Annotated in this window: 26 protein-coding genes; 15 read left to right on the forward strand and 11 right to left on the reverse strand. The window is 41.5% G+C overall.

Annotation, left to right across the window (positions count from 1 at the left end; all coding sequences use genetic code 11):
• Window positions 1-58: 58 nt before the first annotated feature.
• Complete coding sequence (locus AC3IRT_RS04755; protein WP_489395287.1) at window positions 59-1,696, reverse strand: hypothetical protein; 1,638 nt, start codon at window positions 1,694-1,696, stop codon at window positions 59-61.
• Window positions 1,697-1,987: 291 nt separating this feature from the next.
• Window positions 1,988-3,439 (reverse strand): hypothetical protein, encoded by a 1,452-nt coding sequence (locus AC3IRT_RS04760; RefSeq protein WP_489395288.1) that lies wholly within the window; start codon window positions 3,437-3,439, stop codon window positions 1,988-1,990.
• Between the two features lie 447 nt (window positions 3,440-3,886).
• Between AC3IRT_RS04760 and serS the strand changes: the two genes are divergently transcribed.
• The gene (serS, locus tag AC3IRT_RS04765; protein ID WP_489395289.1) at window positions 3,887-5,158 is read left to right on the forward strand and encodes a serine--tRNA ligase; all 1,272 of its coding nucleotides are present in this window, start codon (window positions 3,887-3,889) and stop codon (window positions 5,156-5,158) included.
• Window positions 5,159-5,233: 75 nt separating this feature from the next.
• Here serS and AC3IRT_RS04770 read toward each other — a convergent pair whose 3' ends face one another.
• The 4 genes from AC3IRT_RS04770 to AC3IRT_RS04785 form a co-directional block, all read right to left on the reverse strand.
• Window positions 5,234-5,584, reverse strand: coding sequence for a hypothetical protein (locus tag AC3IRT_RS04770; RefSeq protein ID WP_489395290.1), 351 nt, complete (start codon window positions 5,582-5,584; stop codon window positions 5,234-5,236).
• Between the two features lie 155 nt (window positions 5,585-5,739).
• Window positions 5,740-6,453, reverse strand: a complete 714-nt coding sequence (locus AC3IRT_RS04775) for a class I SAM-dependent methyltransferase (protein ID WP_489395291.1) — start codon at window positions 6,451-6,453, stop codon at window positions 5,740-5,742.
• A gap of 6 nt (window positions 6,454-6,459) precedes the next feature.
• Entirely contained in the window at window positions 6,460-7,629 is a 1,170-nt protein-coding gene (gene pncB / locus AC3IRT_RS04780; protein ID WP_489395292.1) for a nicotinate phosphoribosyltransferase, read from the reverse strand.
• 144 nt (window positions 7,630-7,773) lie between these two features.
• A complete protein-coding gene (locus AC3IRT_RS04785; RefSeq protein WP_489395293.1) occupies window positions 7,774-9,081 on the reverse strand; it encodes a DUF6600 domain-containing protein in 1,308 nt (435 codons plus the stop codon).
• A gap of 359 nt (window positions 9,082-9,440) precedes the next feature.
• Between AC3IRT_RS04785 and AC3IRT_RS04790 the strand changes: the two genes are divergently transcribed.
• Genes AC3IRT_RS04790 through AC3IRT_RS04810 form a run of 5 tightly spaced genes read left to right on the forward strand, consistent with a single transcriptional unit; the run spans window position 9,441 to window position 13,002 of the window.
• The gene (locus tag AC3IRT_RS04790) at window positions 9,441-10,199 is read left to right on the forward strand and encodes an MlaE family ABC transporter permease (protein WP_489395294.1); all 759 of its coding nucleotides are present in this window, start codon (window positions 9,441-9,443) and stop codon (window positions 10,197-10,199) included.
• A gap of 3 nt (window positions 10,200-10,202) precedes the next feature.
• The gene (locus AC3IRT_RS04795; protein WP_489395295.1) at window positions 10,203-10,976 is read left to right on the forward strand and encodes an ABC transporter ATP-binding protein; all 774 of its coding nucleotides are present in this window, start codon (window positions 10,203-10,205) and stop codon (window positions 10,974-10,976) included.
• 8 nt (window positions 10,977-10,984) lie between these two features.
• Window positions 10,985-11,998 (forward strand): MlaD family protein, encoded by a 1,014-nt coding sequence (locus AC3IRT_RS04800; protein ID WP_489395296.1) that lies wholly within the window; start codon window positions 10,985-10,987, stop codon window positions 11,996-11,998.
• A gap of 18 nt (window positions 11,999-12,016) precedes the next feature.
• Window positions 12,017-12,703 (forward strand): RluA family pseudouridine synthase, encoded by a 687-nt coding sequence (locus AC3IRT_RS04805; RefSeq protein WP_489395297.1) that lies wholly within the window; start codon window positions 12,017-12,019, stop codon window positions 12,701-12,703.
• 41 nt (window positions 12,704-12,744) lie between these two features.
• Window positions 12,745-13,002, forward strand: coding sequence for a hypothetical protein (locus AC3IRT_RS04810; RefSeq protein ID WP_489395298.1), 258 nt, complete (start codon window positions 12,745-12,747; stop codon window positions 13,000-13,002).
• 35 nt (window positions 13,003-13,037) lie between these two features.
• Here the strand turns inward: AC3IRT_RS04810 and AC3IRT_RS04815 are convergent, their stop codons facing one another.
• The gene (locus AC3IRT_RS04815) at window positions 13,038-13,328 is read right to left on the reverse strand and encodes a DUF4286 family protein (protein WP_489395299.1); all 291 of its coding nucleotides are present in this window, start codon (window positions 13,326-13,328) and stop codon (window positions 13,038-13,040) included.
• Between the two features lie 131 nt (window positions 13,329-13,459).
• On the opposite strand from AC3IRT_RS04815, the gene AC3IRT_RS04820 reads away from it, so the two are divergent.
• The 9 genes from AC3IRT_RS04820 to AC3IRT_RS04860 all read left to right on the forward strand — a co-directional run bounded on the left by AC3IRT_RS04820 (window position 13,460) and on the right by AC3IRT_RS04860 (window position 22,361).
• On the forward strand, window positions 13,460-15,355 hold the full coding sequence (locus AC3IRT_RS04820) for a S9 family peptidase (RefSeq protein WP_489395300.1): 1,896 nt from the start codon (window positions 13,460-13,462) through the stop codon (window positions 15,353-15,355).
• Between the two features lie 14 nt (window positions 15,356-15,369).
• On the forward strand, window positions 15,370-17,031 hold the full coding sequence (locus tag AC3IRT_RS04825) for a sensor histidine kinase (RefSeq protein ID WP_489395301.1): 1,662 nt from the start codon (window positions 15,370-15,372) through the stop codon (window positions 17,029-17,031).
• Window positions 17,032-17,045: 14 nt separating this feature from the next.
• Window positions 17,046-17,753, forward strand: coding sequence for a response regulator transcription factor (locus tag AC3IRT_RS04830; protein ID WP_489395302.1), 708 nt, complete (start codon window positions 17,046-17,048; stop codon window positions 17,751-17,753).
• Between the two features lie 133 nt (window positions 17,754-17,886).
• Window positions 17,887-18,360, forward strand: coding sequence for a transcription elongation factor GreA (gene greA, locus AC3IRT_RS04835; RefSeq protein WP_489395303.1), 474 nt, complete (start codon window positions 17,887-17,889; stop codon window positions 18,358-18,360).
• A 219-nt stretch (window positions 18,361-18,579) separates the two neighbouring features.
• Entirely contained in the window at window positions 18,580-18,990 is a 411-nt protein-coding gene (locus AC3IRT_RS04840) for an HIT family protein (protein WP_489395304.1), read from the forward strand.
• A 108-nt stretch (window positions 18,991-19,098) separates the two neighbouring features.
• Window positions 19,099-19,746, forward strand: coding sequence for a DedA family protein (locus AC3IRT_RS04845; protein ID WP_489395305.1), 648 nt, complete (start codon window positions 19,099-19,101; stop codon window positions 19,744-19,746).
• 16 nt (window positions 19,747-19,762) lie between these two features.
• Entirely contained in the window at window positions 19,763-20,305 is a 543-nt protein-coding gene (locus tag AC3IRT_RS04850) for an inorganic diphosphatase (RefSeq protein ID WP_116776748.1), read from the forward strand.
• A gap of 13 nt (window positions 20,306-20,318) precedes the next feature.
• The gene (locus tag AC3IRT_RS04855) at window positions 20,319-21,638 is read left to right on the forward strand and encodes a hemolysin family protein (RefSeq protein ID WP_489395306.1); all 1,320 of its coding nucleotides are present in this window, start codon (window positions 20,319-20,321) and stop codon (window positions 21,636-21,638) included.
• Between the two features lie 3 nt (window positions 21,639-21,641).
• Window positions 21,642-22,361 (forward strand): 16S rRNA (uracil(1498)-N(3))-methyltransferase, encoded by a 720-nt coding sequence (locus AC3IRT_RS04860; protein WP_489395307.1) that lies wholly within the window; start codon window positions 21,642-21,644, stop codon window positions 22,359-22,361.
• A gap of 78 nt (window positions 22,362-22,439) precedes the next feature.
• On the opposite strand, the gene AC3IRT_RS04865 is transcribed toward AC3IRT_RS04860, so the two are convergent.
• From AC3IRT_RS04865 to AC3IRT_RS04880, 4 genes are all read right to left on the reverse strand, one after another.
• On the reverse strand, window positions 22,440-22,931 hold the full coding sequence (locus AC3IRT_RS04865; protein ID WP_489395308.1) for a hypothetical protein: 492 nt from the start codon (window positions 22,929-22,931) through the stop codon (window positions 22,440-22,442).
• A gap of 16 nt (window positions 22,932-22,947) precedes the next feature.
• The gene (locus tag AC3IRT_RS04870) at window positions 22,948-24,291 is read right to left on the reverse strand and encodes an ABC transporter permease (protein WP_489395309.1); all 1,344 of its coding nucleotides are present in this window, start codon (window positions 24,289-24,291) and stop codon (window positions 22,948-22,950) included.
• Window positions 24,292-24,305: 14 nt separating this feature from the next.
• Window positions 24,306-24,971: an ABC transporter ATP-binding protein gene (locus AC3IRT_RS04875; protein WP_489395310.1), complete on the reverse strand. Its 666-nt coding sequence runs from the start codon at window positions 24,969-24,971 to the stop codon at window positions 24,306-24,308.
• 149 nt (window positions 24,972-25,120) lie between these two features.
• Window positions 25,121-26,311 carry a hypothetical protein gene (locus AC3IRT_RS04880; RefSeq protein ID WP_489395311.1) on the reverse strand — a complete coding sequence of 397 codons (1,191 nt, stop codon included), beginning with the start codon at window positions 26,309-26,311 and terminating at the stop codon, window positions 25,121-25,123.
• Between the last annotated feature and the right edge of the window lie 31 nt (window positions 26,312-26,342).

Consider the following 26,342-nt stretch of genomic DNA (forward strand, 5'->3'; position numbering starts at 1 on the left):
TATTATTTGTTCATATATTATGCGACTATAGAAAAACCGTCTTCTTCTTTAGTAAGGTTTACTGTATCCCTACGCATCTAATCGGCAAGCCTATGACCTTCACAGAGGGATTTGTCCCTGAAGCAAGTTCAGTCGCTGAAGCATTATCAAAGCGCAGAGCTGCTGTCAAAGGATTGTTTGATCCAAAACTACTGTGATATCTGCCTATAGACCCCCTGTTTACTATGCCTATGTCGGTATACGGGGCACTTCCAGCTACGGAGAGCCATCCCTGAGTTGGCAATGTTAGTTTTACCTGCGAGTTCCGTGTGCTTGTTAATACTTTAGCTGAATCATATCGTGTTGCTCCTACTTGAAAAGGCCCAGAATTAGCTCTAGTAACAGAATTTATTAAACTCATATTTTCTGCTCTTGTTGGTATTCTGTATCCAGTGGGACAGGGATCATTAGCAGTTTTTACTGGCGCTGCTTCTGTACCGCTGTTCCAAGTATTATTAGCTGGTGCGTTGCTCGCGAAATAAGGATTTTGATTTGTTGCTGTGCCTGTTCCGGATCTTGCTAACCTTCCCCATTGAAAATAATCTCCATGTCTGTCTACCGTCATTGGTATGGCGTCTGCATCTAAATTTGTATTAACACCTACATTATGTCTTGCCCAAATTACGCCATTGATCCTTGCGGCGGGTCTGCCTTGGTGAGTAATAAATTCATCGGTAGGGACGATATTTAAAATGAGGTTATATCGAACACCATTTGTCACTGTCAGATTACTAAATGGTACTAGATTGGTAGCTGTCAGCGGACCTATGGTGATAGTGTTAAGTGTGAATGTGGTTACACTATTATTCAAAGCATTGATATTTGCGTCACCGGTTAAAATCTGACTGCCAAGAGATGACGTAAAATTAGGTTGAGACCCCACATTGATATCGGTGCCACTTAGGACACGCGATCCATCAGAAAGACTAACTACCATCCCATTGTTATGCGGTTTAAAAGTAGCATCTATAGCAGTGACATTGTAGGCTGTTTGTTGGGCATTGATGGTAACGCTAATAAGTGGTTTTCGATGTTTCAGTATGATGTCTAGGCGGTTTATGGCATTTCCGGATACAGTCATTGTTTGCCTGTAATACATCAAAGCGGTTATGCCAGTAGTCGTGCTAATTTGCGAATTAGCTAAAGTTCTGATGGCTACAGCCGGAGTCGTAGCTGGTAAATCAGTGGTAGTATTCAAAGAAACTGCTACAAAAGTGTAGGTAGTTCCACCATCTAGTTCCAATGCTGGTGTATTAGCTTCTTGGCCACGGATATAATCTCGCTCGGTAACAAATGCTCCCGTTTGCGTGTATACCAGCAAACGATAGCGGATATTTGCTGCGAGATCAGTGGTGTCTAGAGCAGCTTTGATTCCATCTTTTGGTGCGGATGCCGGCTCCTGCGGTTGTAACTCAGCGACCATCAGAAAATCTTTATTTAGTTCGATAGTGTTGCGCTGGATTGTAGATTCTGCGGAGGTAGCCGCTCTGTTTCCTAGCGTCTCTTCCGATTCGAAAACAGCATCTGATATTACAATTTGGATAAGTCCCTGTCCTTCTGATCTTGTTGAATCTGATTTGTTACAAGATGTTATGATTAGGATAAGTGATAATATGGCAATGGTGGTTCTGGTGATTTTTAGAAATAAATGCCTCATTTTCTTGTATTTAAATAACATGTTTAATTCTTTTTGGTGAGATTTTTAAGTTAATCTAAAGGTATGTAACCTTAAGATGTAAGAAAATGCGGAGGCTAGCTCTATTAATTTTTTTGTAAATAAAACGCTACATGGTATTTTTTAACGATAAGATGATTTAGATACACATTTCTATATTTACACATTTCTATATTAATACCGTAAGTAGATTTTTCTAAAGGGAAATCTGGTTTTGATTTCTTATAAAGAACGACTCAACCTGAGTGTAACCATTACTGTATCCCTACACATCTAACTGTTCATAATCACAACTTTAATAGCAGCATTAGCCCCTTGATTTGATCCTATTAAAGTAGTCGCACTAAAAAATAAGAACGTTGTCAAAGGATTGTTTGATCTAAAACTATTGTGGTAATAGCCCACAGACCCTTTATTTGCTATGCCATTATCAGCATATGGGGCATTTCCAGATACTGTAAAAAATCCCTGTGTCGGTAGTGTTAATCGCACCTGCGAATTTCGGGTGCTTGTTAAGACTTTGGCCGAATCGAATCGAGTTGCTCCACCTATGAAAGGCCCCAGATTTGTATGTACTGTATTTTCTACTAGAAAATTTTGTTCAGCACGAGTTGGCACTCTGTATCCAGTAGGGCAGGGGTCATTAGCAGTTTTTATCGGTATTGCCTCTGTGCCTGTATTCCATGCATTATCAGCTGGGGCACTATTGCCAAAAAATGGGTTTGCGTTAGTGGATGTAGCTGTTCCAGATCTGGCTAATCTTCCCCATTGGAAATAATCTCCGTGTCGGTCTACCGTCATTGGTGCTGCATCTGCATTTACGGTGGTGGCGACGCCGACATTGTGCCGTGCCCAGATAACGCCATTTATTCTGGCAGCAGGTCTACCTTGGTAGGTTAAAAATTGATCGTTGGGTACAATGTTTAATATCAAATTGTACCGAACTCCCGCTGTCACGTTTAAGTTTGTGAATGGTATTAGATTAGTTGCCGTAATTGATCCTATTGTTATAGAAGAAATTTCGAATCTAGTCACGTTATTATCAGGAGCGTTAATGAAGTTGCTAGACGTATTCACAACAAGCTGAGTGCCAGCATTGCCGAAAGAAATTGGGGCTAGTGCAGCTACACCAGTTTGGGTATGTGTACCATTAAAGAGGTTGACTAACAGGGCATTGTTATGAGGGCCAAAATTCCCCGATACTTGCGTGATGTTATAACCTGTTTGTGAAGAGTTGATCGTTACATTAATTAGCGGTTTTCGATGTCTTAAAATGATGTTCAATCGGTTGACGGCGTTGCTGCTTACTGTTAAGTTCTGCCTTTGGTACATGAGCGCATTTAAGCCGTTATTCACGGGGATTTGCGAATTAGCTAAAGTTTTGATGGCTACAGCCGGAGTCGTAGCTGGTAAATCAGTGGTATCTAGAGCGGCTTTGATTCCATCTTTTGGTACAGATGCCGGCTCCTGTGGTTGTAACTCAGCAATCATCAGAAAATCTTTATTTAGTTCGATCGTGTTGCGTTGAATTGTAGGTTCTGCGGAGGTAGCCGCTCTGTTTCCTAGCGTTTCTTCCGATTCGAAAACAGCATCCGATATAGCCACTTGGATAAGTGCTTGACCACCCAATGGCACAGAATCGGATTTATTACATGATATCAAGATAAGGCTAAGCAATAGGAGTCTAGCCGTAGTGCTTAGCATATGTGTTAATATCGGGCCCATAAGTGTTCCGTTTTTAAAAAGTGACATTATTTGCGCAACAGTATTTTTCTTTTCAATATTCAAAATTAACCTAAATGTGAAAAATATTATTTTTTGAGGTTTATTTATTGCGTTATTGTGGATGTATTTCTACATTTTATAGTGCTATTAGTGGAATTTTTACTCTGAGTGTGCAATTTGTTTGTCGCGGATATTGTAACATTGCAGGCGGTTAATGACGTAAACATTTTTTGTAGTAGGCCTAAATTTGGAGTTACCACTGATATAGGCACTATTTGGATATATTCATATATATTTAAATATTGACAGTTTTATTTTAGACATTTGTACTGCGGTTTTCTTTGCATGCTATAATCTTCAGCTTACTATTCGAGTACAGTTAGCTATATAGTTTTTGCGGGAGGAAATGCGTTTATATAAAAGAAAAACACTTAATAATAAATATTTATGTTGCAGATAAGTTATGTCCGTGAGCACAGGGACGAGGTAATCGCTGGATTGCAGAAGAAAAACTTCAAAGAGTTGAATTTGATAGACGAGGTGATTGCTTTAGATGAGTCGCGTCGTTCTTTACAAAGCAGCTCGGAGTCTATCGCTGCCGAAGCGAATTCCAGTGCTAAGCAAATCGGAGACCTCATGCGACAAGGGAAGAAGGAAGAGGCTGATGCGATTAAAACGACCACCTCTGGTCATAAAGCGAAGCTGAAAGAATTAAGTGATGATTTAGCGCGCATTGAACAGGAATTCCATGATAAATTAGTGCAGTTGCCCAATTTGCCCCATCACTCTGTGCCAAGCGGTGTGTCGGCAGATGATAATGAAGTGGTGCTAGAGCACGGCGAAATTCCAAAATTGGATGCCGATGCCTTGCCGCACTGGGAATTGGCATCAAAGTACAAACTGATCGACTTCGAGCTCGGAACTAAGATTGCAGGAGCAGGTTTTCCGGTATACACTGGAAAGGGAGCACGTTTGCAACGTGGTTTGGTAAACTTTTTCTTAGACGAAGCGGTGAAAATGGGTTACTCGGAGACGCAAGTACCACACGCGGTAAATGAAGCTTCTGCTTATGGTACTGGGCAATTGCCAGATAAAGAGGGCCAGATGTATCACATTACGGAAGACGATCTCTATATGATTCCGACTGCTGAGGTGCCATTGACCAACTTGTATCGGGATGAAATTCTAAAAGAAGAACAGTTTCCAATTAGGCACTGCGCATATACGCCTTGCTTTCGTCGCGAGGCAGGCTCATATGGCGCTCATGTACGTGGACTGAATCGCTTGCATCAGTTCGATAAGGTGGAAACCGTGCAAATTGTGCGGGCTGAGAAATCATACGAGACATTAGAGGAGATGAGTAGCTATGTACAGTCGCTGTTGCAGAAGTTGGAGCTACCTTACAGGGTGTTGCGTTTGTGTGGTGGTGATATGAGTTTTGGTTCGGCACTTACCTATGATATGGAGACATATAGTGCCGCGCAACAACGTTGGTTGGAGGTGTCTTCTGTTTCTAATTTTGAAACTTTTCAATCTAATCGGCTAAAAGTTCGTTACCGAGATGCAGATGGGAAAATGACTTTAGCGCATACCTTAAATGGTTCTGCCTTGGCATTACCTCGTATTGTAGCCACTTTGCTAGAAAACAACCAGACAGAAAAAGGAATCAAAATTCCTGCTGCTCTAGTACCTTATGTTGGCTTTGAGTACCTAGATTAAGGTATTATTCATATATAAGACAGGTCATGAAATTAATTATTTCATGACCTGTCTTATTATCTGCTTTTAAAGAGTTTAGTGATCTTTATGTTTCGCTTTGTACTCTTTTGCCCAAGTCTCAAAACGATCTTTCTGTTCTTGAGTTAGAATCTCTTTAATCCTATCGTGACCATGTTTCGCACCATCTTTCAAACGTTCTTTTTTCACTTCATCCGTAATTGTTTGATCTGCTTTTAGCGCTTCTTTCTGTTTGTAACCGTCCAGAATGATTTCACGAACTGAACCTTGTTGCTCTGGAGTAAGCTGTAATCTCTCTGTCAGCTCTGCTGCCTTTTTACGAGCGTCTTCTTGCGACTCTGCACTTTGTGCGAAAGTTAATGTTACCGCGAATAATAATCCAATTCCTGTTAAAAATAGCTTTTTCATGATTTCTCGTTTGTTTTATGTGTACAAATTCTTTAACTAACTACTAGTTAACTGCTTTTATAAATATAACCAGATTTTTATGAAAAAGTTTTTACTTAAGATTTATATTTATTTATTTTAACAATAATTAACGGTTTGACGCTATGTTTCGCATCTTATAGAATGGTATTGATTCGAGGTTCCATTCTTACCAAATATTGGTCTTGATCGTCCTCAAAGAGAATTTGAACTACCCATCCTTCTTCGTTGGCGATCTGGATAAGCGTTTGTTGATCTAGGTAAAGCCACGGGAATTCGATGCCTTTGCGACCATTGTACTCATACTGATATTGAATTTCTCCGAAATAATGACTCGGCTTTTCTATGTCAAAATCGTTGTACAGATAGGAAATATCTGAGGTGTCAAATAATAACTGCCCACGATCCGTAAGTAAACCTTTGCTATGCTTTAACAGATTCCGAAAACCTGCTAAAGTGCCGGCGATACCAATGCCATTCATCAGAAATAACAAGGTATCATATTGTATATCTTGATGATCAAAGAAATCAGCTTGCACAATATCCTCTACACCACGCTGCTGCATAACACTCGCTGCTAGTGGCGATATTTCTAATCCAGTTACCACAAAGTTTTTGGATTGAAGGTGCAAAGCATGTGCACCGGCTCCGGCGCCGACATCTAACACGTGACCATCACAAAGCGCTAATGCAATGGATTCGAGTTCAGAAAAGTCATCTTCCGTACGGAAAAAAACATCTATCGGCATCTCATCGGTGTCGCCATAACTAGTGTGTAAATAGAGTGGGAAGCGTGTCGATGACTGGTGATAGGCTGCTAAAAGCGCATCACCATAGGGATCGTATGGCATATAAGATTAGTGAATGTTTAGTACGTGCTTTGCGAGCGTGATTTCCTCTTGTTCGCCAGTGTGTTTAAAAGGTTCGTCTGATAATTTGATGACCGGTGTCCATTCACCTTCATCAGGAAAAGCTTCCGTCATTTTCAATACAATATTCATGCGGGGAAGACCAACATCGTTGGTGAAATCGGTGCCAATGCCAAATGAATAGCCAATTTTGCCGCGGCAAAATCCAACGATATGAGCAACCTTATCATAATCCAATCCATCAGAGAAGATGATAGTCTTGGAGAGTGGGTCAATGCCTTTACTCTTATAATGTTGAATGGTCTTGGTCGCAAATTCGATAGCATCGCCACTATCGTGTCTTACACCATCAAAAAGTTTCGTTAATTTTTTGTCGAATTGCTTGAAGAAAACCTCCGTAGTATACGTGTCGGATAGCGCAATACCTAAGTCGCCCCGATACACTTCCGACCAATGTTCGAGCCCTAGAAGGTTGGCCATCTTATAACCGTACTTTGCCGCATGAAACATAAACCATTCGTGGGCATGCGTACCAATAGGACGGGTTTCATATTTCATGGCAAAATGAACGTTGCTCGTGCCAATAAATGTAGAAGAAGGATGAGATTGCAGCGTCCGTATCACCAAATCATGTACTTCGTATGAATGTCTCCTTCGGGTGCCGAAGTCGGCAATTGTAATATCTAATGCATCGTATTTAATGATTTTTTCTCGCACAATTCGTACTACTTCTGCATCAGAGATTCTAAGTTGCTCGGTCATCTGGTAGTACAATTCACAGATCAGCGACATGATGGGCACTTCCCAGAGGATGGTACGGTACCAATATCCCTCTATATGTATGCTGAGCGACTCGCCTTGCTGGCGAATCCTGACCTCCGCAGGATCGTATCGGTAACCTTGAAGAAAATCGAAATACACCGGATCTATATATGGACAGCGATTCGCAAAGAATTCTTTTTCTACACGACTTAGGCGTAGTTGCGCCATTTCATTAACCTTTTCACGGAGCTTATCACCAAAACCGGGAGGATAAGCATGTTGGCCACGATTAATCAGCTGGTATCTTGCTCTGGCTTTTGGAAACAACTTAACCACAGCGAATTGCATCGTGAACTTGTAGAAATCATTGTCCAGTATAGAAGAAATTCGTGGCATGCGGGTAGTATTTATTACGTGTGGTGAAAATAATAAATACTTTCGACTTTACACGTTTTGAAATAAGAATGAGGCTATCTCCATTGGGGAGAGAGCCTCATCTAAATATAAACAAACCATTAAATAGATAATCTGAAGGCACACCTATCGGCCACCTCTTCCGGATGAAGCTCCTCGTCCAGTAGACGATGAACTTTCTGAACTACGACTCTCGCTACTACCAGAAGAGCTGCGACTGGCTCCGTTACTCGATGAGCTACTTGTTGTTGTGGCTCCACGGTTCGAAGTGCTGGTACGAGAAGTCGATGCAGGTGTGCTCTGAGTGCTTGAAGCAGCTCTACCGCTACTTGCTGGCGTGTTGGTTGAGCCGCGTGTTTGGCTACCAGCACCTGCGCGATTACTTCCTCTGTTCTCCGTATTTGTCGGAGTTGTACCTCTTGGGTTAGAAACTTCACGCGAAGCTTGTGATCGCGTGGCTCTATCCGAAGAGTTTTGACGCGTAGTCTGCTCTGCCGAGCGGGAGGTGGTGCTCGCTCCGCGAGATACCGTTGTTCCACGAGAAGTATTATTCGGAGTTGCTTCTCCTCGACCCGACGAACTCGTTGTTCTGCCGCTCGCATTCCGATTCACCGTGCTCGTGTTCTTTGAGGTGTTCGCCCCGCGAGAAGGTGAGTTTCCAGTAGTAGCACCTCGGCTAGAAGTCGTCGTACGGCCGCTACTAACACGATCAGTGCTTGCTGCACCGCGATCTGGTCGATAAATATTTACCGTGTTACTCGATGCACCTCGAGCGCTAGGGCGATCAGTATATGCAATTTGGTTAACACGAACTCGGCCACCTACATTACGTTCCATATTTTGTACTGAAGGACCACCATAATAACGATTATTGTTTACGATATACGTATTGTTAATGATCGTGGTACGATTATAAATCGTTGTATTTCCATATGAGTAATAACGATTAATATTACGTGAATGTATTCTACGTGTTGGAGCAAAAAGCCAAAAATTTATCGATAAATTGTTGGCTACATACAAGTTAGGACTCATTGGTGCCCATCCATAATAGCCTCCGCCATTACGCCATTCTACCCAAGCCGGTCCCCATTCATATCCTGGAATCCAGCCCCATCCTCTATATGGTGTGCGAACCCATCGGCCATAATGAAATGGTGCCCATCCCCAATCGTAGTTAGAAACCCATGTATTGCCATACTCGGTCATCATCCAATATCCATCGGTACCATATGGCATAAAATCTCCGCCAACTTGCGGAAACCAAATGTCGCCATAATTAGGATCATTGGTCCAATGTCCGTATGGAGAAAGCTCGTTGTAAAAAACACCGAACGATATCTGCCCTTGTGCTAATGTGTTTTTGGTAGGGAGTACACTTAAAAGTGTCGCTAAGATCGTCACCAAAAAGGTGGAAGTGAAGAATGTTTTCATGGCTACAAGTTTATATTGTTAAGCGTATTTATTATTATGACTGCATAATAAAATATAAGGTTTAAAGATGATCTAAAAATTAATGGAATAATCCCGAATAAATTCTGATTACAAAGCGTTTTGAATGCTTTTGGCTATCATTGCTGCAAACTTGATCAACGTTTTTTTTGTCGTATAAAATTTTGAATTTTATATTTTTATATACACTTTATTGCAAAGTAGAGTAGACGCTATATTATGTATTTGCCATATATTTTCCTAGAAACAATATTTGATTTGGCAGACAATAGAAACTAAAAAAGTTTGTAACTTTGACCTGTTTTTGGTTTCGGTCAATATTAGAAAAACAACTCATTTCCATGTGGAAGAAGATCAGGGTGTTACTTTTAGAGTTTGCGAAAATCCATCGTTTTTTGATGCGTTTTTTTCGCGAAGTGGTCAGTCCGCCATTTGAATTCAAAGAGATTATTCGACAATGTTATGAAATAGGCTGGAAGTCATTTCCACTGATTAGTTTAACAGGTTTTATTGTGGGTTTCGTATTTACGAAACAGTCTAGGCCATCGCTGGAGGAATTCGGGGCATCTTCGATGATTCCAGCATTGATATCGATTGCCATTGTACGTGCTTTGGCCCCACTAGTAACCGCACTGATCGGTTCGGGCAAGATTGGCTCTCAGATCGGTGCAGAGCTCAGCTCTATGAACGTGACCGAGCAAATTGATGCCATGGAAGTATCTGGCACGAATCCATTCAAATATCTAATCGTAACTCGAATCATTGCCACGACGTTCATGATTCCAGTCCTCACGTTTTATGTAGCAGGAATAGGGCTAATGGGCGGGTATCTCAGTATTATTTCCAAAGATCAACTGAGTATGCTGAGCTTTTTCTCACAAGTATTCAATACGATCAAGATGGTGGATATATTTGCGATGACCTTTAGGGCGCTTGTATTTGGTTTCACCATCGGATTTGTGAGCACCTACGTCGGTTACTTTTCGTCTAAAGGGACAGAAGGTGTTGGAAAAGCAGCCAATAGCGCCGTTGTGGCTTCCATGTTTATTGTGTTTATTGAAGAATTGTTGATTGTTCAATTGTTATCATTACTCAATTAAGACATGGAGAAAAAGAAGCCTATCATAGATCAGCAAGATGTAGTCATTCATGTAGATAACGTAAGCAAGTCTTTCGGCGATCTGCACATTCTGCGCGACGTTGATCTAAAACTATATAACAGAGAAAATTTAGTGGTATTGGGGCGATCCGGTACTGGAAAGTCTGTATTGATCAAAATGATTTCTGGACTACTCATGCCAGATACCGGCTCAATTCGCGTGCTAGGACAGGAGGTGACCTATCTCTCGGAGAAAGAGTTACAAAAACTGCGTTTGCGCATCGGTTTTTCATTTCAGAATAGCGCACTGTACGATAGTATGACCGTGCGCGAAAACTTGGAATTTCCTCTGGTACGCAACAAACGAAACCTCAGCCGAGCAGAAATAGATAGAGAAGTGGAGGATGTGCTCGAGGGCGTTGGTCTTTCGCAAGCCATCAATCAAATGCCTTCGGAATTAAGTGGTGGACAGCGAAAGCGTATAGGCATCGCCAGAACACTGATTCTGCGTCCCGACATTATGCTGTATGATGAACCCACCGCAGGGTTGGATCCGATCACGTGTTTAGAGATCAACAATCTGATCAATAGTGTACAAGAACGCTACCAGACTTCGTCTATCATCATTACACATGATCTGGCTTGTGCTAAGCAAGTGAGCGATCGTATGGTGATGTTACTAGACGGGCGCTTCGAACGCCAAGGTACATTTGACGATATTTTTGATACGGATGATGACCGTGTCAAACCATTTTATGATTATAATTTTATAATGTAGTAATAGCTATGAGCAATACAACAGATACTAAACGTTCCCTAATAGTCGGCCTCTTTGTTTTTGTAGGTTTGATTATTTTAGTTGCCGGAATACTGGTGCTAGGTACGTTACAAAATAGATTCAGTAAGAACATCGAAGTAACAACCTATTTCCATGATGTAAAAGGTCTGAAAGTAGGTAACAATGTATGGTTTTCGGGTGTGAAGGTCGGTATCGTTAAACAAATCGCTTTCGAAAGTGTGGAAAATGTACGCGTGGTGATGCATATTGAAGAGAAATCGAGTCAATACATTCGCAAAGATGTGCAAGCTTCGCTAGGTTCTGATGGCCTTATCGGTAATGCGATCATCAGTCTAGAAGGTGGTACAGCTGCTGCTCCTGGTATCGTAGATGGTGACCAGATCAGCTCAAAAGCGACTGGCGGTGTGGAAGCCATGCTGCACACATTGCAGATCAACAACGAAAACCTGTTAGAAATTACGAAAAACTTCGCCCTATTGTCTGCTAATCTTGTAGAAGGAAAAGGATCTGTAGGTGCATTGTTGACAGATGAGTCGATTGCCAATTCACTAAAAGCGTCGCTCGCTTCGATGCAGAATGCCATGAGTGGTGTAGATCGCAGTATGAAAAATGTGGTAACATTGACCAATAAACTGAACAGTGAACAAGGATTGGTTCATGATCTGACGACCGATACAGCCGTATTCGCTAGTTTGCGCGCATCAGCATCTCAACTCCAGGGCGTAACACAGACGGCCAGTGCGTTGATGGTCAATTTAGATCAAGTCTCCAACCGATTGAACGAAAAAGACAATGCCATCGGTGTATTAACGAACGACCCGGCAGCGGCAGAAGAGATTAAGCAGATTCTCAGAAACCTCAATCTAAGTACCGAAAAGCTAGATGAGAATATGGAAGCTTTGCAGAGCAATTTTTTGTTGCGCGGATTCTTCAAGAAACGGGCAAAAGCAGAAGAGAAAGCACGCCAAGATTCCATAAAAAATGCCAATAGCGGTCGATAAGAGAGGGTAATAGCATACATGGGAATTTCTGATAAAGACGTTATATACGAAGATAATCACCTTATCGCGATCAATAAGCGTGGTGGTGATATTGTGCAGGTAGATGTCACGGGAGATTTATCGCTCGAGGATATGACCAAGCAGTATTTAGAAAAAAAATACGATAAGCCTGCGGCTTTTCTGGGAGTTATCCATCGATTGGATCGCCCGGTGAGCGGTATGATCTTATTTGCTAAAACCAGCAAAGCATTGGATCGCATGAATCGCTTGTTTCACGATCGCAAAGTGCAAAAGAGTTACTTGGCGGTAGTTCGCAACCGACCGTCAGCGCAACAAGCAAAACTGGTAAATTGGTTGTTGCGTGATCGGAAGAAGATGATTACGAAGGCCTACGATCGCGAGGTGAAAAATGGAAGCCTTGCCGAGCTAGATTATAAAGTAATCGGAGAGTTAAATGGCTTTTATTTATTAGAAGTAAAACCATTGACAGGGCGCACACATCAGATCCGGGCGCAATTAGCGTACATGGGTTGTCCCATTGTGGGCGACAATAAATACGGTTATCCTAGAGGTAGTCATCAACGCACCATCTGCTTACATTCTCGCGCTTTGAGCTTTGATCATCCGGTAAAAGACGAGCCAACACGCATTGAGGCCAATCTTCCGGTCGATGGGTTTTGGGAAAAATTTAACGCCTTGCTCTAATCCTATTCCGCGAACTATATTTAATTACTTACTTTTGTAGTATGGTTTATATCAGGCAATTCGTTTTGGCATTGATGCTTACTATCGCCGCATCGTCGATCATTCCGCTTCGCGGAAAAGCACAATGTGCCATGTGTACGCTGAATGCTGAAAACAGCACCAAAGAAGGTAATATGCAAGGTAAGGGGCTTAACGATGGTATTCTGTTCCTCCTGGCTATGCCATTTATCATCGGCGCAGGTGTGGGGATTTTGTGGTATAAGAAGTACCGTGTAAAGCCGCAGCGTAAGTTTCTCTGATAGTAAATCTGCCTCAAAAAAACGGCGCTAAAATTCTACAAATACTGCATCGTACTGTCGAAGATGAAAGCGCGTTCTGCGTGATTAGTAGCTAAATAACTCTGCAATTGATGCAAGAATTCAGCTTTAAAATTTTCCAATGCACTTCGTTTGTCAAATTTTAATTGAAGCGAGTAGGTGTGGCCTTCGTGAGGCGAGTCCAGCAGATTTAACAATTGTGGATTGTGCTGCGCAGGTAGAGCAGGTACAAAGGTGGTAGTGACCCAATTTAAGGCATCAGCATGTGCAGATTCTTCTACGATAATGGAGATGTTGTACAGATACATGTGGCGAAATTACACTTTTTTTGTGAGGTATGTTACCATGTAAGAAACATTCCCTTCCCTGTAAAATTAAAGTTGCATAATGGTCAAATCATTAAATAATTGCAATATTTGAAAATGTGCTGCCAGAGTCTATGAATTTTAGATATATACATATCGTTTATTTCCTACTGTTGCTATCGTTGTTTATACAAGCGTGTGGATCTTCTGCGGAGCAGAATGACGTATTGCCAATCGAAAATTTTATATATAAACCAGATCGAAGCAACTTTAAACTATCGCCTGATGGAAGTAAGATTGCTTACTTGGGTTTGCACGATCACTGCAAGAATATTTTTATTAAAGACCTAGCAGACGAGGATAAATCCAAGCAACTGACCTATCAAGATAATCTAAATGTTCAAAATTTTAATTGGGCCAATGATAGCATTATCGTTTTTTCCAATTCACATTACACCGATGATATACTGCGGCTATATACCGTAGACATTGCCACAGATTCTATTCATCCATTGCTCGAACCCATCAAGAGTCGTTTGAAATTTATGCAGCCGATTCGAGATTATCAGGGCGCGATGTATGCCTCGATAAATACACGAGACTCTAGTGTATTTGATCTTTACAAAATATTTTTAGATGGCCGAAAACCTGAGCTGGTGTACAAAAACCCTGGGATGATCACCTCGTGGATACCTTCGCCAGATGGCGTGGTGCGGTTAGCATTGACAAACGATAGTGTACAAGAATCCATCTTGTACCGAGCCAATGAACAACAACAATTTCAAGAAGTAGCTGTCTTTGATTTTAAAACTTCTGTACACCCAGTAGGATATTTGGGTGAATCTACTACTTCAGTCATTGCGATGTCTAATCAGAATAGAGACAAGTTTGCCGTTGTGGAGTATGATGTATCTGCTGGAAAAGAAATCCGCGAATTATATGCAGATGATCATGTAGATGTTAATCATGAGGGATTTTCTCATCAGTTGCACCAGCAGTTGTTTGCTACGACGAGTGCCTGTCGAAAAGAGTACCACTTTTTTGATGCCAATCTACAATTTACTTATCGAGACATCCAGCAACATTTTAAAGGTTATGCGGTAGATTTTCTGGATATGGATCGTGATTTAGAACGTTTTATCATTCGGGTATATAGCGATATACAGGCGGGAGAAGTGTATTATTACAATAAAAGCAGTAATGAATTTACGCTTCTAATGACATCATATCCCGATCTGGAAGAAGAAAAAATGTTGCCGATGGAATTTGTGAAGTTTAATGCGCGCGATAATCAGGAAATCCATGGCTTTATCACCTATCCTAAAGGTAAGAAGAAGAATTGTCCGCTCGTGGTGTTGGTGCACGATGGACCAAGTCGTCGGGACGATTGGGGGTTCAATCCAGAAGTGCAATTCTTAGCGAATCGGGGTTATGCGGTTTTTCAAATCAATTACCGCGGTACGACTGGGTACGGTAAAGCATTTTGGTCGTCAGGATTTCGAGAGTGGGGTGGTCGCATTCAGTCTGATATTACCGATGGTGTGACTTGGCTTATTCACGAAGGCAAGGTTGATAAAAATCGGATGGCAATTATGGGTACAGGCTTTGGTGGGTATTCAGCGCTGCACGCGGCGAGTTTTAATCCATCCATGTATGAATGCATCATATCCTCTTCAGGATACAGCAATCTATTCACCTATTTCAAAGAAATACCACCACACTTGAAGCCTTATGTGCAGATGTATTATCAGATCATCGGCAATCCCGAACGCGAAACGGAATTTTTTAAAACGATATCACCACTATTTCATGCAGGGAAAGTGAAGAAGCCTGTACTGTTTTTTCAAGGCGGAAAGGATAAGTATACTTCGGTGACCGATGCGAATCAGTTCGTGGCGCGGCTAAAGCAAAATAACATTCCGGTACGTTATATATTCAAAGAAGAAGAAGGTCGCCGATTTAAGAGTGAAGAAAATATGGCTTTATACTTTCAGGAGATAGAAAGCTTCCTGAAGCAATACTTACATTAGAAAAAGGAACTCACGTGCCACAACCTGTTGTCCGCTATCAGAAGAATTTTGGTTTGTTGATTGCCTTTCTGGCTATCGTGACCATACTGTATGTGGTAGCAGTTGGCTTGGCTAGATCCACGATTACCAATCACGTAGAATCTGAGTTTTATAACCGTAAGACAGATGTGTTTGATGCAACAATAAAACCTTTCAACGATTTTCTGTACAATGGTATTCCCGAACTGTCGTATTATCAAGGTTTTTTGGATTCGATACAAGCTAGGCAATTTGCAGAACAGGCACTTCGCAAACATCCTTTTGTAGAAGAAGTGGTGTTTTACGATGTTACCATCACTAATTCGCGCACCGTAAGTCGCGGAGTTCGTTATCGAGATAATTTGCTTTTCCATCCCAAATCCATCATTAGTTTTAACTTGGATAATGCGTATCGCTTGCAAAGTAAGTCCAACTTTCAGGAAGAACCTGATCCATATGCGGGTGACTTTAATAATGCAGCAATCAAGTTTTTTGATTATCTCGCGAAAATAAATGAATCCACCACCTTGACGGAAGATGAGATCTATCGGGTATTTTATTCCTTGTCACCAGGTAAAATTGGATATCTAAATATTCCTCGCATCAGTGATCTTCTATTATACAAGACGCTGTTGCTCAATGATAGCCTGCCAGATGCTTTCTTTGAGCAAGATATGTTTTTGTTTCGCATCAATCCGCAAAAACTCCGATTGAGTAACACCCAGCCACGATATTATGAGAAGATATCCATCACGCCCTTGACCGATCCTGCGGCGATGGAAGAGAAGACCTATTATACAACCGAACTGCCCCTGCCCGGTGCCTTGTCTGATTTTAAAATTAAATTCGATTCTTCGAAAGAATTTATAACCAAAGAGGTGTATCGTTTGTTGATACCCGTAGTGCTGGGTATTTCGGTGTTATACGTCATTTTGTTATCTATTGTTTATTTGATTTATCGTAATATCAACAACAACAATAGGCTTTATAGGCTTCAATATGACTTTATCAATAACCTGACACACGAGTTCAAAACACCAGTGAGCGTGATCAAAATTGCGGGCAATAATATCAAAAGCGCGCAAAAAGTATCTGATGAAGAGCGACTAATGTATGGGCGTATCCTTGATCAGGAAGCGGATAAGTTAAATAATTTGATGAACAAGTTATTATCTTATGCGCAAATTGAAAACAAATCTATTCCATACAAAGGAGATTGGATTAATTTGCACGACTTTTGTGAAGAGATATTTAAAGCTTGTCGTATCAAGTATAGTGACATTAGCTTAACGTACAATATTGATGTCACGGATGAATTGCATACTGACCCTATTCTGCTGGCGTCTGTCTTTCACAATCTGGTAGACAATGCGTATAAATACTCTGAGGCGGGTCATCGTTTTATCCATGTTGAGGTAGAGCAAACAAAGAAAAACTTTGTTATCATATTTAGTGACCGGGGGATAGGAATTGCGAAAAGTGAGTTAAAAAATATATTTAAGAAGTTTTACCGTATACAAAATCAATATAATCAGAGTGGTAGCATAGGCTTGGGATTAGCTTTTTGCAAAGAAATCACGGAGTTTATGGGCGGAGAAATCCGAGTTGAAAGTGTATTGGGTAAGGGCACCGTATTTACGTTGATCTTCCCCAAATAATGTCAAGAAATCACATGGAAAAAGAAATAACTATTGCCGTTGTAGAAGATGATGAAAACCTACGCTTTCTAGTAAGCCATCGGTTGCAGACAGAAAGCTATCAGGTATTGCAAATTGCTGACGGGCTGGAAGCGGAGAAAGTAATTCTTTCCAAACAACCCGATATTGTATTACTGGATTGGATGTTGCCAGGCAAGGAAGGCATTGAAGTGTGTCAATCAGTCCGCAAAGCGGGATTTGAAAATATCATTATTATGATGACAGCCAAATCACAAGATGTGGACAAGATCGATGCGTACAGTTACGGCGTGAGTGACTATATCACCAAACCATTCAATATGGACGTATTGGTAGCTATGATTGAAAATAAAGTTCGTTTCTTCGTGCCTAAATCCGGTGCCGAAGTATACCATTTTGGGCAGACAGAACATCATCCCAATATCCACTCTTTGGTACGTGATGGGAAAAAGATTGAATTGACCATTTTGGAAAATCGGATCTTACTGCATTTCTTACGGAATAAGGGAAAGGATGTAACACGTGATGAACTGATGGAGGCCGTGTGGGGTTACAGTTCCAACGTCAATACGCGCACGTTGGATATGCACGTAGTGCGCTTGCGTAAGAAAATTGAAAAAAATCCAGACAAACCATCGTATTTGCAGACCGTCCGTGGATTGGGCTACAAGTTTGTCGATGATGTGTCTGAAATTCCAGATTAAATTTGCTTTTATAGATACGGATCATTATTTTCGTAATAATGAGCAAGGCCATGTTGTCCTATTAAGGATGGTATGGTCTTGCCTTTTTTATTGTCTATTATTAAATAACAGTGTACTAATTAGATAGTTTATTATGGCAGAAGTAACTTATTATACAGAAGAGGGATTAATCAAGCTTCGAGAAGAATTGCAGTATCTGAAGACCGAAGGGCGTACGAAGATTGCAAATGCCATTGCCGAAGCTAGAGACAAAGGAGATCTTTCAGAAAATGCAGAGTATGACGCTGCAAAAGAGGCGCAAGGTTTGCACGAGGCTAAAATCGCAAAACTAGAAACCGTCTTGTCGACCGCACGCGTGATTGATGAATCAAATTTAGATACATCCAAAGTACTGGCCTTGTCTATCGTAAAGATCAAAAATGTAAAGAACGGTGCTGTGATGACCTACCAATTGGTTTCGGAAACAGAAGCGGATTTCAAATCCGGAAAGATCTCTGTGAAATCACCCATCGCTCAGGGACTTTTAGGATTGAAAGTAGGGGATGTCGCTACGGTAACAGTACCTGCTGGCGAATTGGACCTAGAAGTTTTGGAAATATCCCGCTAGAAAAGTCTTAGTGGTTATGTGCGGTTCTGCCATAACCGCACGATCCAACGTAAAACAGGAGAGAGAAGTCGAAATAGCATGTTCCGACTTCTCTCTTTTTTTGTTATATTTGCTAATGATCACTGGGCAGATTTTAGTAGGCCTCGCATTGTAAAACAAAAGTACAATGTAAGGTGTTGTGAAGATCAGATACCAGTTTATTATACATTAAAAGTAGTTATGTCTACAATATTTTCGAAGATCATCTCTGGTGAGATACCTGCATACAAAGTGGCAGAGAGCAATGATTTCCTTGCTTTCCTTGATGTAAGACCTATTGCCAAAGGACACGTTTTAGTAATTCCTAAAGTAGAGACAGATTATATTTTTGATATCGGTGATGATTCATACATGGGTATGTGGATGTTTGCCAAAATCGTTGCTCAAGGCATTAGAAAAGCAATTACATGCGAGCGTGTAGGTGTTGCTGTTGTAGGGCTAGAAGTAGCACATGCACACATCCACTTAGTGCCAATAAATCAGATCTCTGATCTGAGCTTCGAAAAGCCAAAATTGGAGTTTTCTGAAGAAGATATGTTAGCTATTTCTGAGGAAATACGAGAATCCATCTCTAAAGTCACACATGGATAAGCCACCGACCCCCTATACGAGTCATCCATTACACAGATTACAATTTTTGAGAATTGTCTTTCTTGAACCCAGTGTGCAGTTTGAAACCGAGGGTGTAATTTGATCAATATGCAAGAATTTCTATTATCATTTCAGCAATTGATGGATCCCGAATACCTGCTTAGTCATGGCGGGTTTTACATCGTTTGTCTTATTGTATTTGCAGAGACAGGCCTTTTCTTCGGATTCTTTTTACCGGGCGATTACTTATTATTTTTAGCGGGTTTATTCTGTGCTCTAGGAAAGATTGATGTAGATATCATCACACTTTACGCCGGAATTCTTGGCGCTGGCGTATTGGGCAATTTCGTTGGGTACTGGTTTGGAAATCGAGCTGGGCCAATGCTATTTAAACGGCAGGATTCCATCCTGTTTAAGCGCAAATATGTTGTGATGGCCGAGGAGTTTTTCCAGAAATGGGGCGGTACTGCGCTGATTATCGGTCGGTTCGTGCCAATTATACGTACATTTGCTCCGATATTTGCGGGTGTAGTACAGTTAAATTTTCGTAAATTCGTTTTATACAATATTATAGGCGCCGTTTTATGGGTGTCTTTACTAACATTGACCGGTTATTACCTCGGGGTAAAATTTCCTGAAGTAATTAATTACGTGGAATACATCATCGTTGGTTTGATCTTAGTGGCTTTCTTACCGATTGCTATCGCCTTGCTCAGACGCAGACTGAAAGACCGTAAAAAAACAATAAAAAATTAAATAGTTAATACATTACATGAGTACACAACACCCTTGGCATCAAGTATCGCCTGGCGAAGACTTGCCTAGTTCCGTAAATGCAATTATTGAAATCCCAAAGGGATCTAAAGCAAAGTATGAAATCGACAAAGACAGCGGTTTGATCAAATTGGATCGCGTGCTATTTTCATCGGTTATGTATCCAGCTAACTACGGTTTCATACCGCAAACCTATTGTGATGATAAAGATCCTTTAGATATTTTGGTGCTTTGTTCGGTGGATGTATACCCAATGAGCTTGATCGAAGCCAAAGTGGTTGGTGTGATGCACATGATCGATGGTGGTGAGCAAGATGATAAAATCATTGCGGTAGCGAAACACGATATGTCGGTCAATTACATCAATGACCTTTCAGAGTTGCCTCCGCACACGATGAAAGAAATTGTACGTTTCTTCCAAGATTATAAAGCCTTGGAAAATAAAAACGTGACGATCGAAAATTTATATGGCAGAACTTATGCAGAAAATGTTATTTTAGAAAGCATTGAATTGTATAAGAAAGAGTTTGGTAATAAATAGATACGATAAGTAAATGGGTCTCGATATTTTTTGGACAATCTTCTTGGTTCTTGCTAACGGCTTTTTCGTTGCGGCAGAGTTCGCTATCGTTAAAGTTCGGGCATCACAGATAGAGCTTCATGCAAAATCTGGTAGCAAAGTGGCCACAATGGCCAAAAATATTACAGACCATTTGGATGGTTATCTTGCTGCTACGCAACTCGGTATTACCTTGGCTTCCTTGGCCTTGGGTTGGGTAGGTGAGAAGGTGATGACGGAAATTGTTAATAACATGTTTAGTTTTTTCAATATAGAACTAACTGGACGCTGGGCCACCAATTTGGGCCATGTCTTAGCTTTTGCGATCATCACCTTCCTACACATTGTTTTTGGTGAGTTGGCGCCTAAGTCGATTGCCATCCAAAAACCGGTAGCTACGACGATGCGAATCGCCTTGCCACTTCAGTTCTTTTACTACATATTCAAACCCATCATTTGGGTGCTGAATGGTTTTGCCAATATGTTGCTCAGGTTGATTGGTATTCAGGTGAATGCGCATGAAGTAAGCCATTCGTCAGAAGAATTACAATACCTGTTGGAGAAAGGTCGTGAAAGTGGTGCTTTAAACACATCAGAGCACGAGCTAATTAAGAATGTATTCGACTTCAACGAGCGTATTGTTAAGAATATCATGGTGCCGCGTACGAAAATATTAGCTGCAGAAGTGAATGAGACACCAGAGAATTTCATCAATCGGGTTACGGAAGAAGGCTATTCACGCGTGCCGATTTATCAAGACAATATCGACCAGATTATCGGTCTAGTACATACCAAGGATTTACTGCCTATTGTAGCCAAAGGCAAAGAAGTGGTGCTTAAGCGTATCATGCGTAAGCCATATTTCATTCCAGAGACCAAGAAGATCAACGATCTAATGGCTGAGTTCCAACAAAAGCGTATCCAGATTGCCTTTGTATTGGATGAGTTTGGCGGTACAGCTGGTATGGTTACATTGGAAGATATCGTGGAAGAATTAGTGGGTGATATTCAAGACGAGTACGATAACGAAACACCTTTGGTAGAGCGTATCTCGGATACAGAATTCATGGTAGATGCGGGCGCTAATGTGCACGATGTGAATGAATATTTGCCATTGGAATTGCCAGAGAGTTCCGATTATGATACTATCGCGGGTTTGGTAAGCCACGTTTTCGAGCGTATCCCTGATGTAGGCGATAGCTGCGAGGATCTGGGCTACAATTTCACTATCATGAAAAAAACACAGCAGAATATTGAATTCGTAAAATTGGATCTGGTAGAAACACCAAATGACGATTCCGAAAAAGAAGATTAAGCTATGTTGTTATTTTATACACCAGATGTGCAGCATACGCACACCGAGTATCTCCTTTCGGAGGAAGAAAGCAAGCACGCCATTCGCGTGCTTCGTTTGCAAATAGGCAATACGGTACACTTGGTTAATGGAACGGGTGATCTGCTACGTGCAGAGATTATAGATGCCCATCCAAAGCGCACTGCTTTGCGTATACTATCGTACGAGCGCGATTTTCAGAAAAGAGATTATTGGTTGCACATAGCGATTGCACCAACCAAAAATATAGATCGGCTAGAGTGGTTTATCGAAAAAGCGACCGAGATCGGAGTAGACGAGATTACGCCGATTATCTGTGAGCACTCTGAGCGTAAGGAGGTGAAAGTCGATCGATTGACCAAAGTAGCTATCGCCGCGATGAAACAATCCTTGAAAGCGTATCTGCCTCAGATCAATCCGGCGATTTCTTTTACTCAGTTTATAGAGCGGCAGCGTGCTTCTACGGAATTAGTATATAAGTCAATTGCACATTGTGTCGATATGGAAAAATCGTATCTCAACACATTCTTCCCACCGAAGTCGGCTTACTTGATTTTAATAGGGCCAGAAGGTGATTTCTCCGAAAAAGAAATTGCATTAGCGGTGGCCGATGACTTCAAAACGATGTCACTAGGAGAAAGCCGCTTGCGGACTGAAACGGCGGCATTGATGGCGACAGCCGAGGTTTCTGTACTGAACAGATAATAACATCATCATAACGCATAAAAAAGGGTTTTCTGCAAATGGCAGAAAACCCTTTTTTCTTACGTATTTAATACCCTACTACTTAACCAAGACAGCATCCAAAATCTGGATCTCTGAATTTCCTTTTAGTGGCTCTGGATTGAAGACCATTTTCCCTCTCAATTTGATCGGCTCGTCAGAGAATTTGACCGTTGTACCATTCTTCATAATGATTTCTACCATGGGCGGAATACCGTTTGTTCCACAAAACTGACATTGCGCCAGCGGAAGGACCGATATCATAAACGTAGTGTGATTTCTGCCACTTTTGAGCGGTACCATATAGCCAGGCAAGTCAACTTGTTTATTCTCCAGCGCCTTGAGCACTGGTGGATATTCTGGTGTATACACTTTTTTGTTTCCTTGAGTCGTTACTTTGTACATCATCTTGTCGATGGCTTCCCAAGTTTTATTCATCATCGGCGTATGATCCGGTACTTCCATTCCCGGAAACTGATTGCCGCCACCGATCTGCGCTTGTGCTGTATAAGCCGCAATAGAAAAGAGAATTGCTATAAATATCTGTTTCATCGTGTTGTTTGTGTAATTATTTGTCACCCAAAATGGTGGATATCGTTGTGTTGTAAGCTTTAATAGCGGGCAATATAGCGGCAATGGTTCCGATTGCTGCCGCAATAAATAGAATCAACAATTCTGTCGGACTCACGGCTAGTGCTTGGATAAAATCGGCGCTTTGCCCCGTCTGTGTGCTGATATAATACAAGGCTAAATGACCAAATAGTAATCCTACCACACCACCAATCAAGGTAATGACTAATCCTTCGACTATCACTAATGTGAAAAGTTTAGTCTTCCCAGCACCTAATGATCGCATGACGGCTAGATCATACTTACGCTCTTTCAGCGCGTTGTATAAGCTAATGAATACGCTTAATCCGGCAATCAGCATAATCACATAAGCCAGTATTTCCAAAGAATCGATGCCTACACCTAACAAGGAGAACAAGCGCGTAGTTTCCATCGCTGGTGAAGCGGCTTGCATAGCAGTGGATTGGTTGATCATGCGTGGTAATGTGCTGATCGCTGCTGGGCTACTATACCGAATCAACAAAGAAGTAATCTCCAAACCTTGTGATTTGTACACATCATCGCCGATGCTTTTCACAACTTGTACGCTAGCGGTATCTTTCTCATGGACATGAGCGGTTTCTTCAGCATGTTGATGGCTATGATCATCGTGATCATGTTTATGATCGTGCGACTCGTGATTATGTTCATGATCTCCATCCGCATGTTCGTGGTCATCATTATGTGCAATATCGTGTACATCCCAGATACTGGCTAAATCACATAATAGCAAATTATCAACCACCGTTCCGGTCGATTCCAAGATGCCGACTACTGTAAACGGATGTTCGTCGTGTACGTGACCATTTTCTGCCAATCCATGTGCACTATGTACATGATCACCAATTTTTAGTTTGTTTTTGCGTGCGGTTTCACTTCCAATGACCGTTTCGAAGCTCTTGCTCCATAGTGCGCCTTGTGCGATCTCGAGTTCGTACAAATCAAAATAGCTGCTATCAGTTCCGATAATACGATGTCCGTTGAAGTTATCACCCAACGACATCGGTACGGCAAGATCCACCAATGGATTGTCGCGAAATTGGAGCGCATCCGACAGTAAAATGTTTCCCGTAGGGTAATCTACATGGTAAATGGAACTCAGAATCAATTGTAATGGACTTCCTTTGGCTCCGACGACCAAGTCAATGTTTTTGCTGTTATTGTCTAGTTGCTTTTCAAACGTGTCACTCGTAATATAGATCACCACCAAAATGGCAACACCAAATGCCGTAAGCAAGATGCTCAATAGTGCCGAACCAAGTTGTTGGGTAATATTTTTCCAAACTAATTGTAAAATGCTCATGTCAATCGGATCTATTAAAGGAAGTAGGTATTGGTGAATTCGTCTTTGATGCGCTTGTCGTGCGTAGCGATGATGAGCGTAGAACCGTGTGTGTTGGCCATCTCTTGTAGTAGCGTCAGCACACGTTGCGTGTTATTATCATCCAAAGAAGCAGTCGGTTCATCCGCCAATAAGATCGCAGGACGATTAATGATGGCTCGTGCGATGGCGGCGCGTTGCAGTTGTCCGCGGCTCAGCTGATTAGGATGTTTTGCACTATGTTCAGCGAGTTGCAATTGCGCCAGCAAGGCATCGATTTTCTCCCGATCTACTTTATATCCAGCTAAGGATTGTGCTAATTGAATGTTCTCAGAAAGCGTCAGATTTTTTAACAGGTGGGCTTCTTGAAAGATGAAACCGATATTTTGTGCCCGAAATTTATCTAAGGCGGATTCCGAAAGTTGGTAGATGTCTTCGTTGTTGATGCGAACTTGCCCACTGGTTGGATTCGAAAGACCGCCCAGAAGATTGAGCAGCGTGCTCTTTCCGGTGCCGGAGTCGCCAAGCAATAGGGTATGTTGCTGTTTGTGGATATGGAGGTCTTTGAAAGCCAGCGTTGGGCTTTGCGATCCATAACGAAAAGTTAGACCTTCTGTTTGCAGCACATAGTTGTCCATAAGTTCACCTCTTTTAATGTGCAAATTAACACTTTTTTTAGGCTTAAACTAATTTGGACGGGCAGGAGTGGCTATCTATTGAAAAAGATACAGAAGGATAGGTGGGGTTTAAAAAGAATAGCGCCGACAGACTTATCTGTCGGCGCTATTGCCTTATATATTTTTGGATTGTACTAGAAACCTACAGTCCAGCCTTTTGCCCATTCCGGTTGATCTACGCCGTTACCAGCACCAACTGCATTGGCATTTTCAGTAACCATTTTGTTGATATCAACAGCACCGCCAGCTGTGTTTGATCCTTTTACTTTTGTAGCAACATTCACAAATCTTACGTTGGTTGCTTTCAAAGATCCTGCATTCACAAAAGCAATACTTTCGTCGTGCTGGATATCAAATCCTGTACCCCAGTTTGAAATTACTACGTTGTCTAAAGTACCGTTAGTACCTACACGCATTTTTACTGCTTGATTTTCTGGACCACCATTGTTACCTACTAAAGTAAGGTTACGAAGTGTTGGGTTAGATATAGGTGTAGCATTGTGGTTTACACTATTGTTATCTGCTTCAATACCTCTGTTGCCATCGTTTGTTTTCAAACCGAACCAGTATTCACCAGTACCATTCCAACCTTCAGTCCAGTCAAACATGTCATCAGCTACAAAGCTAGCACCTTGGGTACTTTTGTTAAGAACTACAAGGTAACGAGAGTCTACAGTTCCACCGAACCACTCGAAACCATCGTCAGAACCTTCATAAGCTTGTATGTACTCGATAGTAGTACCTTTACCTACACCAAACATAGATAAGCCATTGAATTCTTTTTCTTCGTTGAATGAATAACCTGTGTACTCTAAACGTAAATATCTTACGGAACCAGAGTTGTCATTAGCATCTGTACCACCGTAAGTCAACTCAGAAACCTCCGCAGTAGCTGTTTGTCCTTTGTTGATTGGCGCTTTACCACAGATTACCAAACCGCCCCAAGCACCAGCGCTCTTTTTAGTAGCAGTCATGATAACTGGATTGGTAGCTGTACCTTTTACATTAATTTTTGCTCCTTGACCTACTGCAATATAACGGATTTCTTGTTGCGCCGTAGTGACATCTGTCGCCTCAATAACAACACCTGGTTCGATGGTTAATGTTGCGCCATTAGATACCTCTAATTTACCTGTCAATTTGTACGTGCCTGAGCTAAGTACTACCTCGCCATCAGTGATCGTACCTCTGAGGTCATCGCGATTCAAAGTAAAGTTTGAAGGTCTCTCTGTGTTATTATCACTTTCACATGAAACCATCGTGATTAAACATACAGCAGCTCCTAAAGCAGCTTGTTTAAAATTGGTCAAAAAATTGTTTTTCATTTCGTGGATAGATTTTTTCTGTTTCAAAATT

The sequence above is a fragment of the Sphingobacterium sp. KH_072 genome (assembly GCF_057837975.1).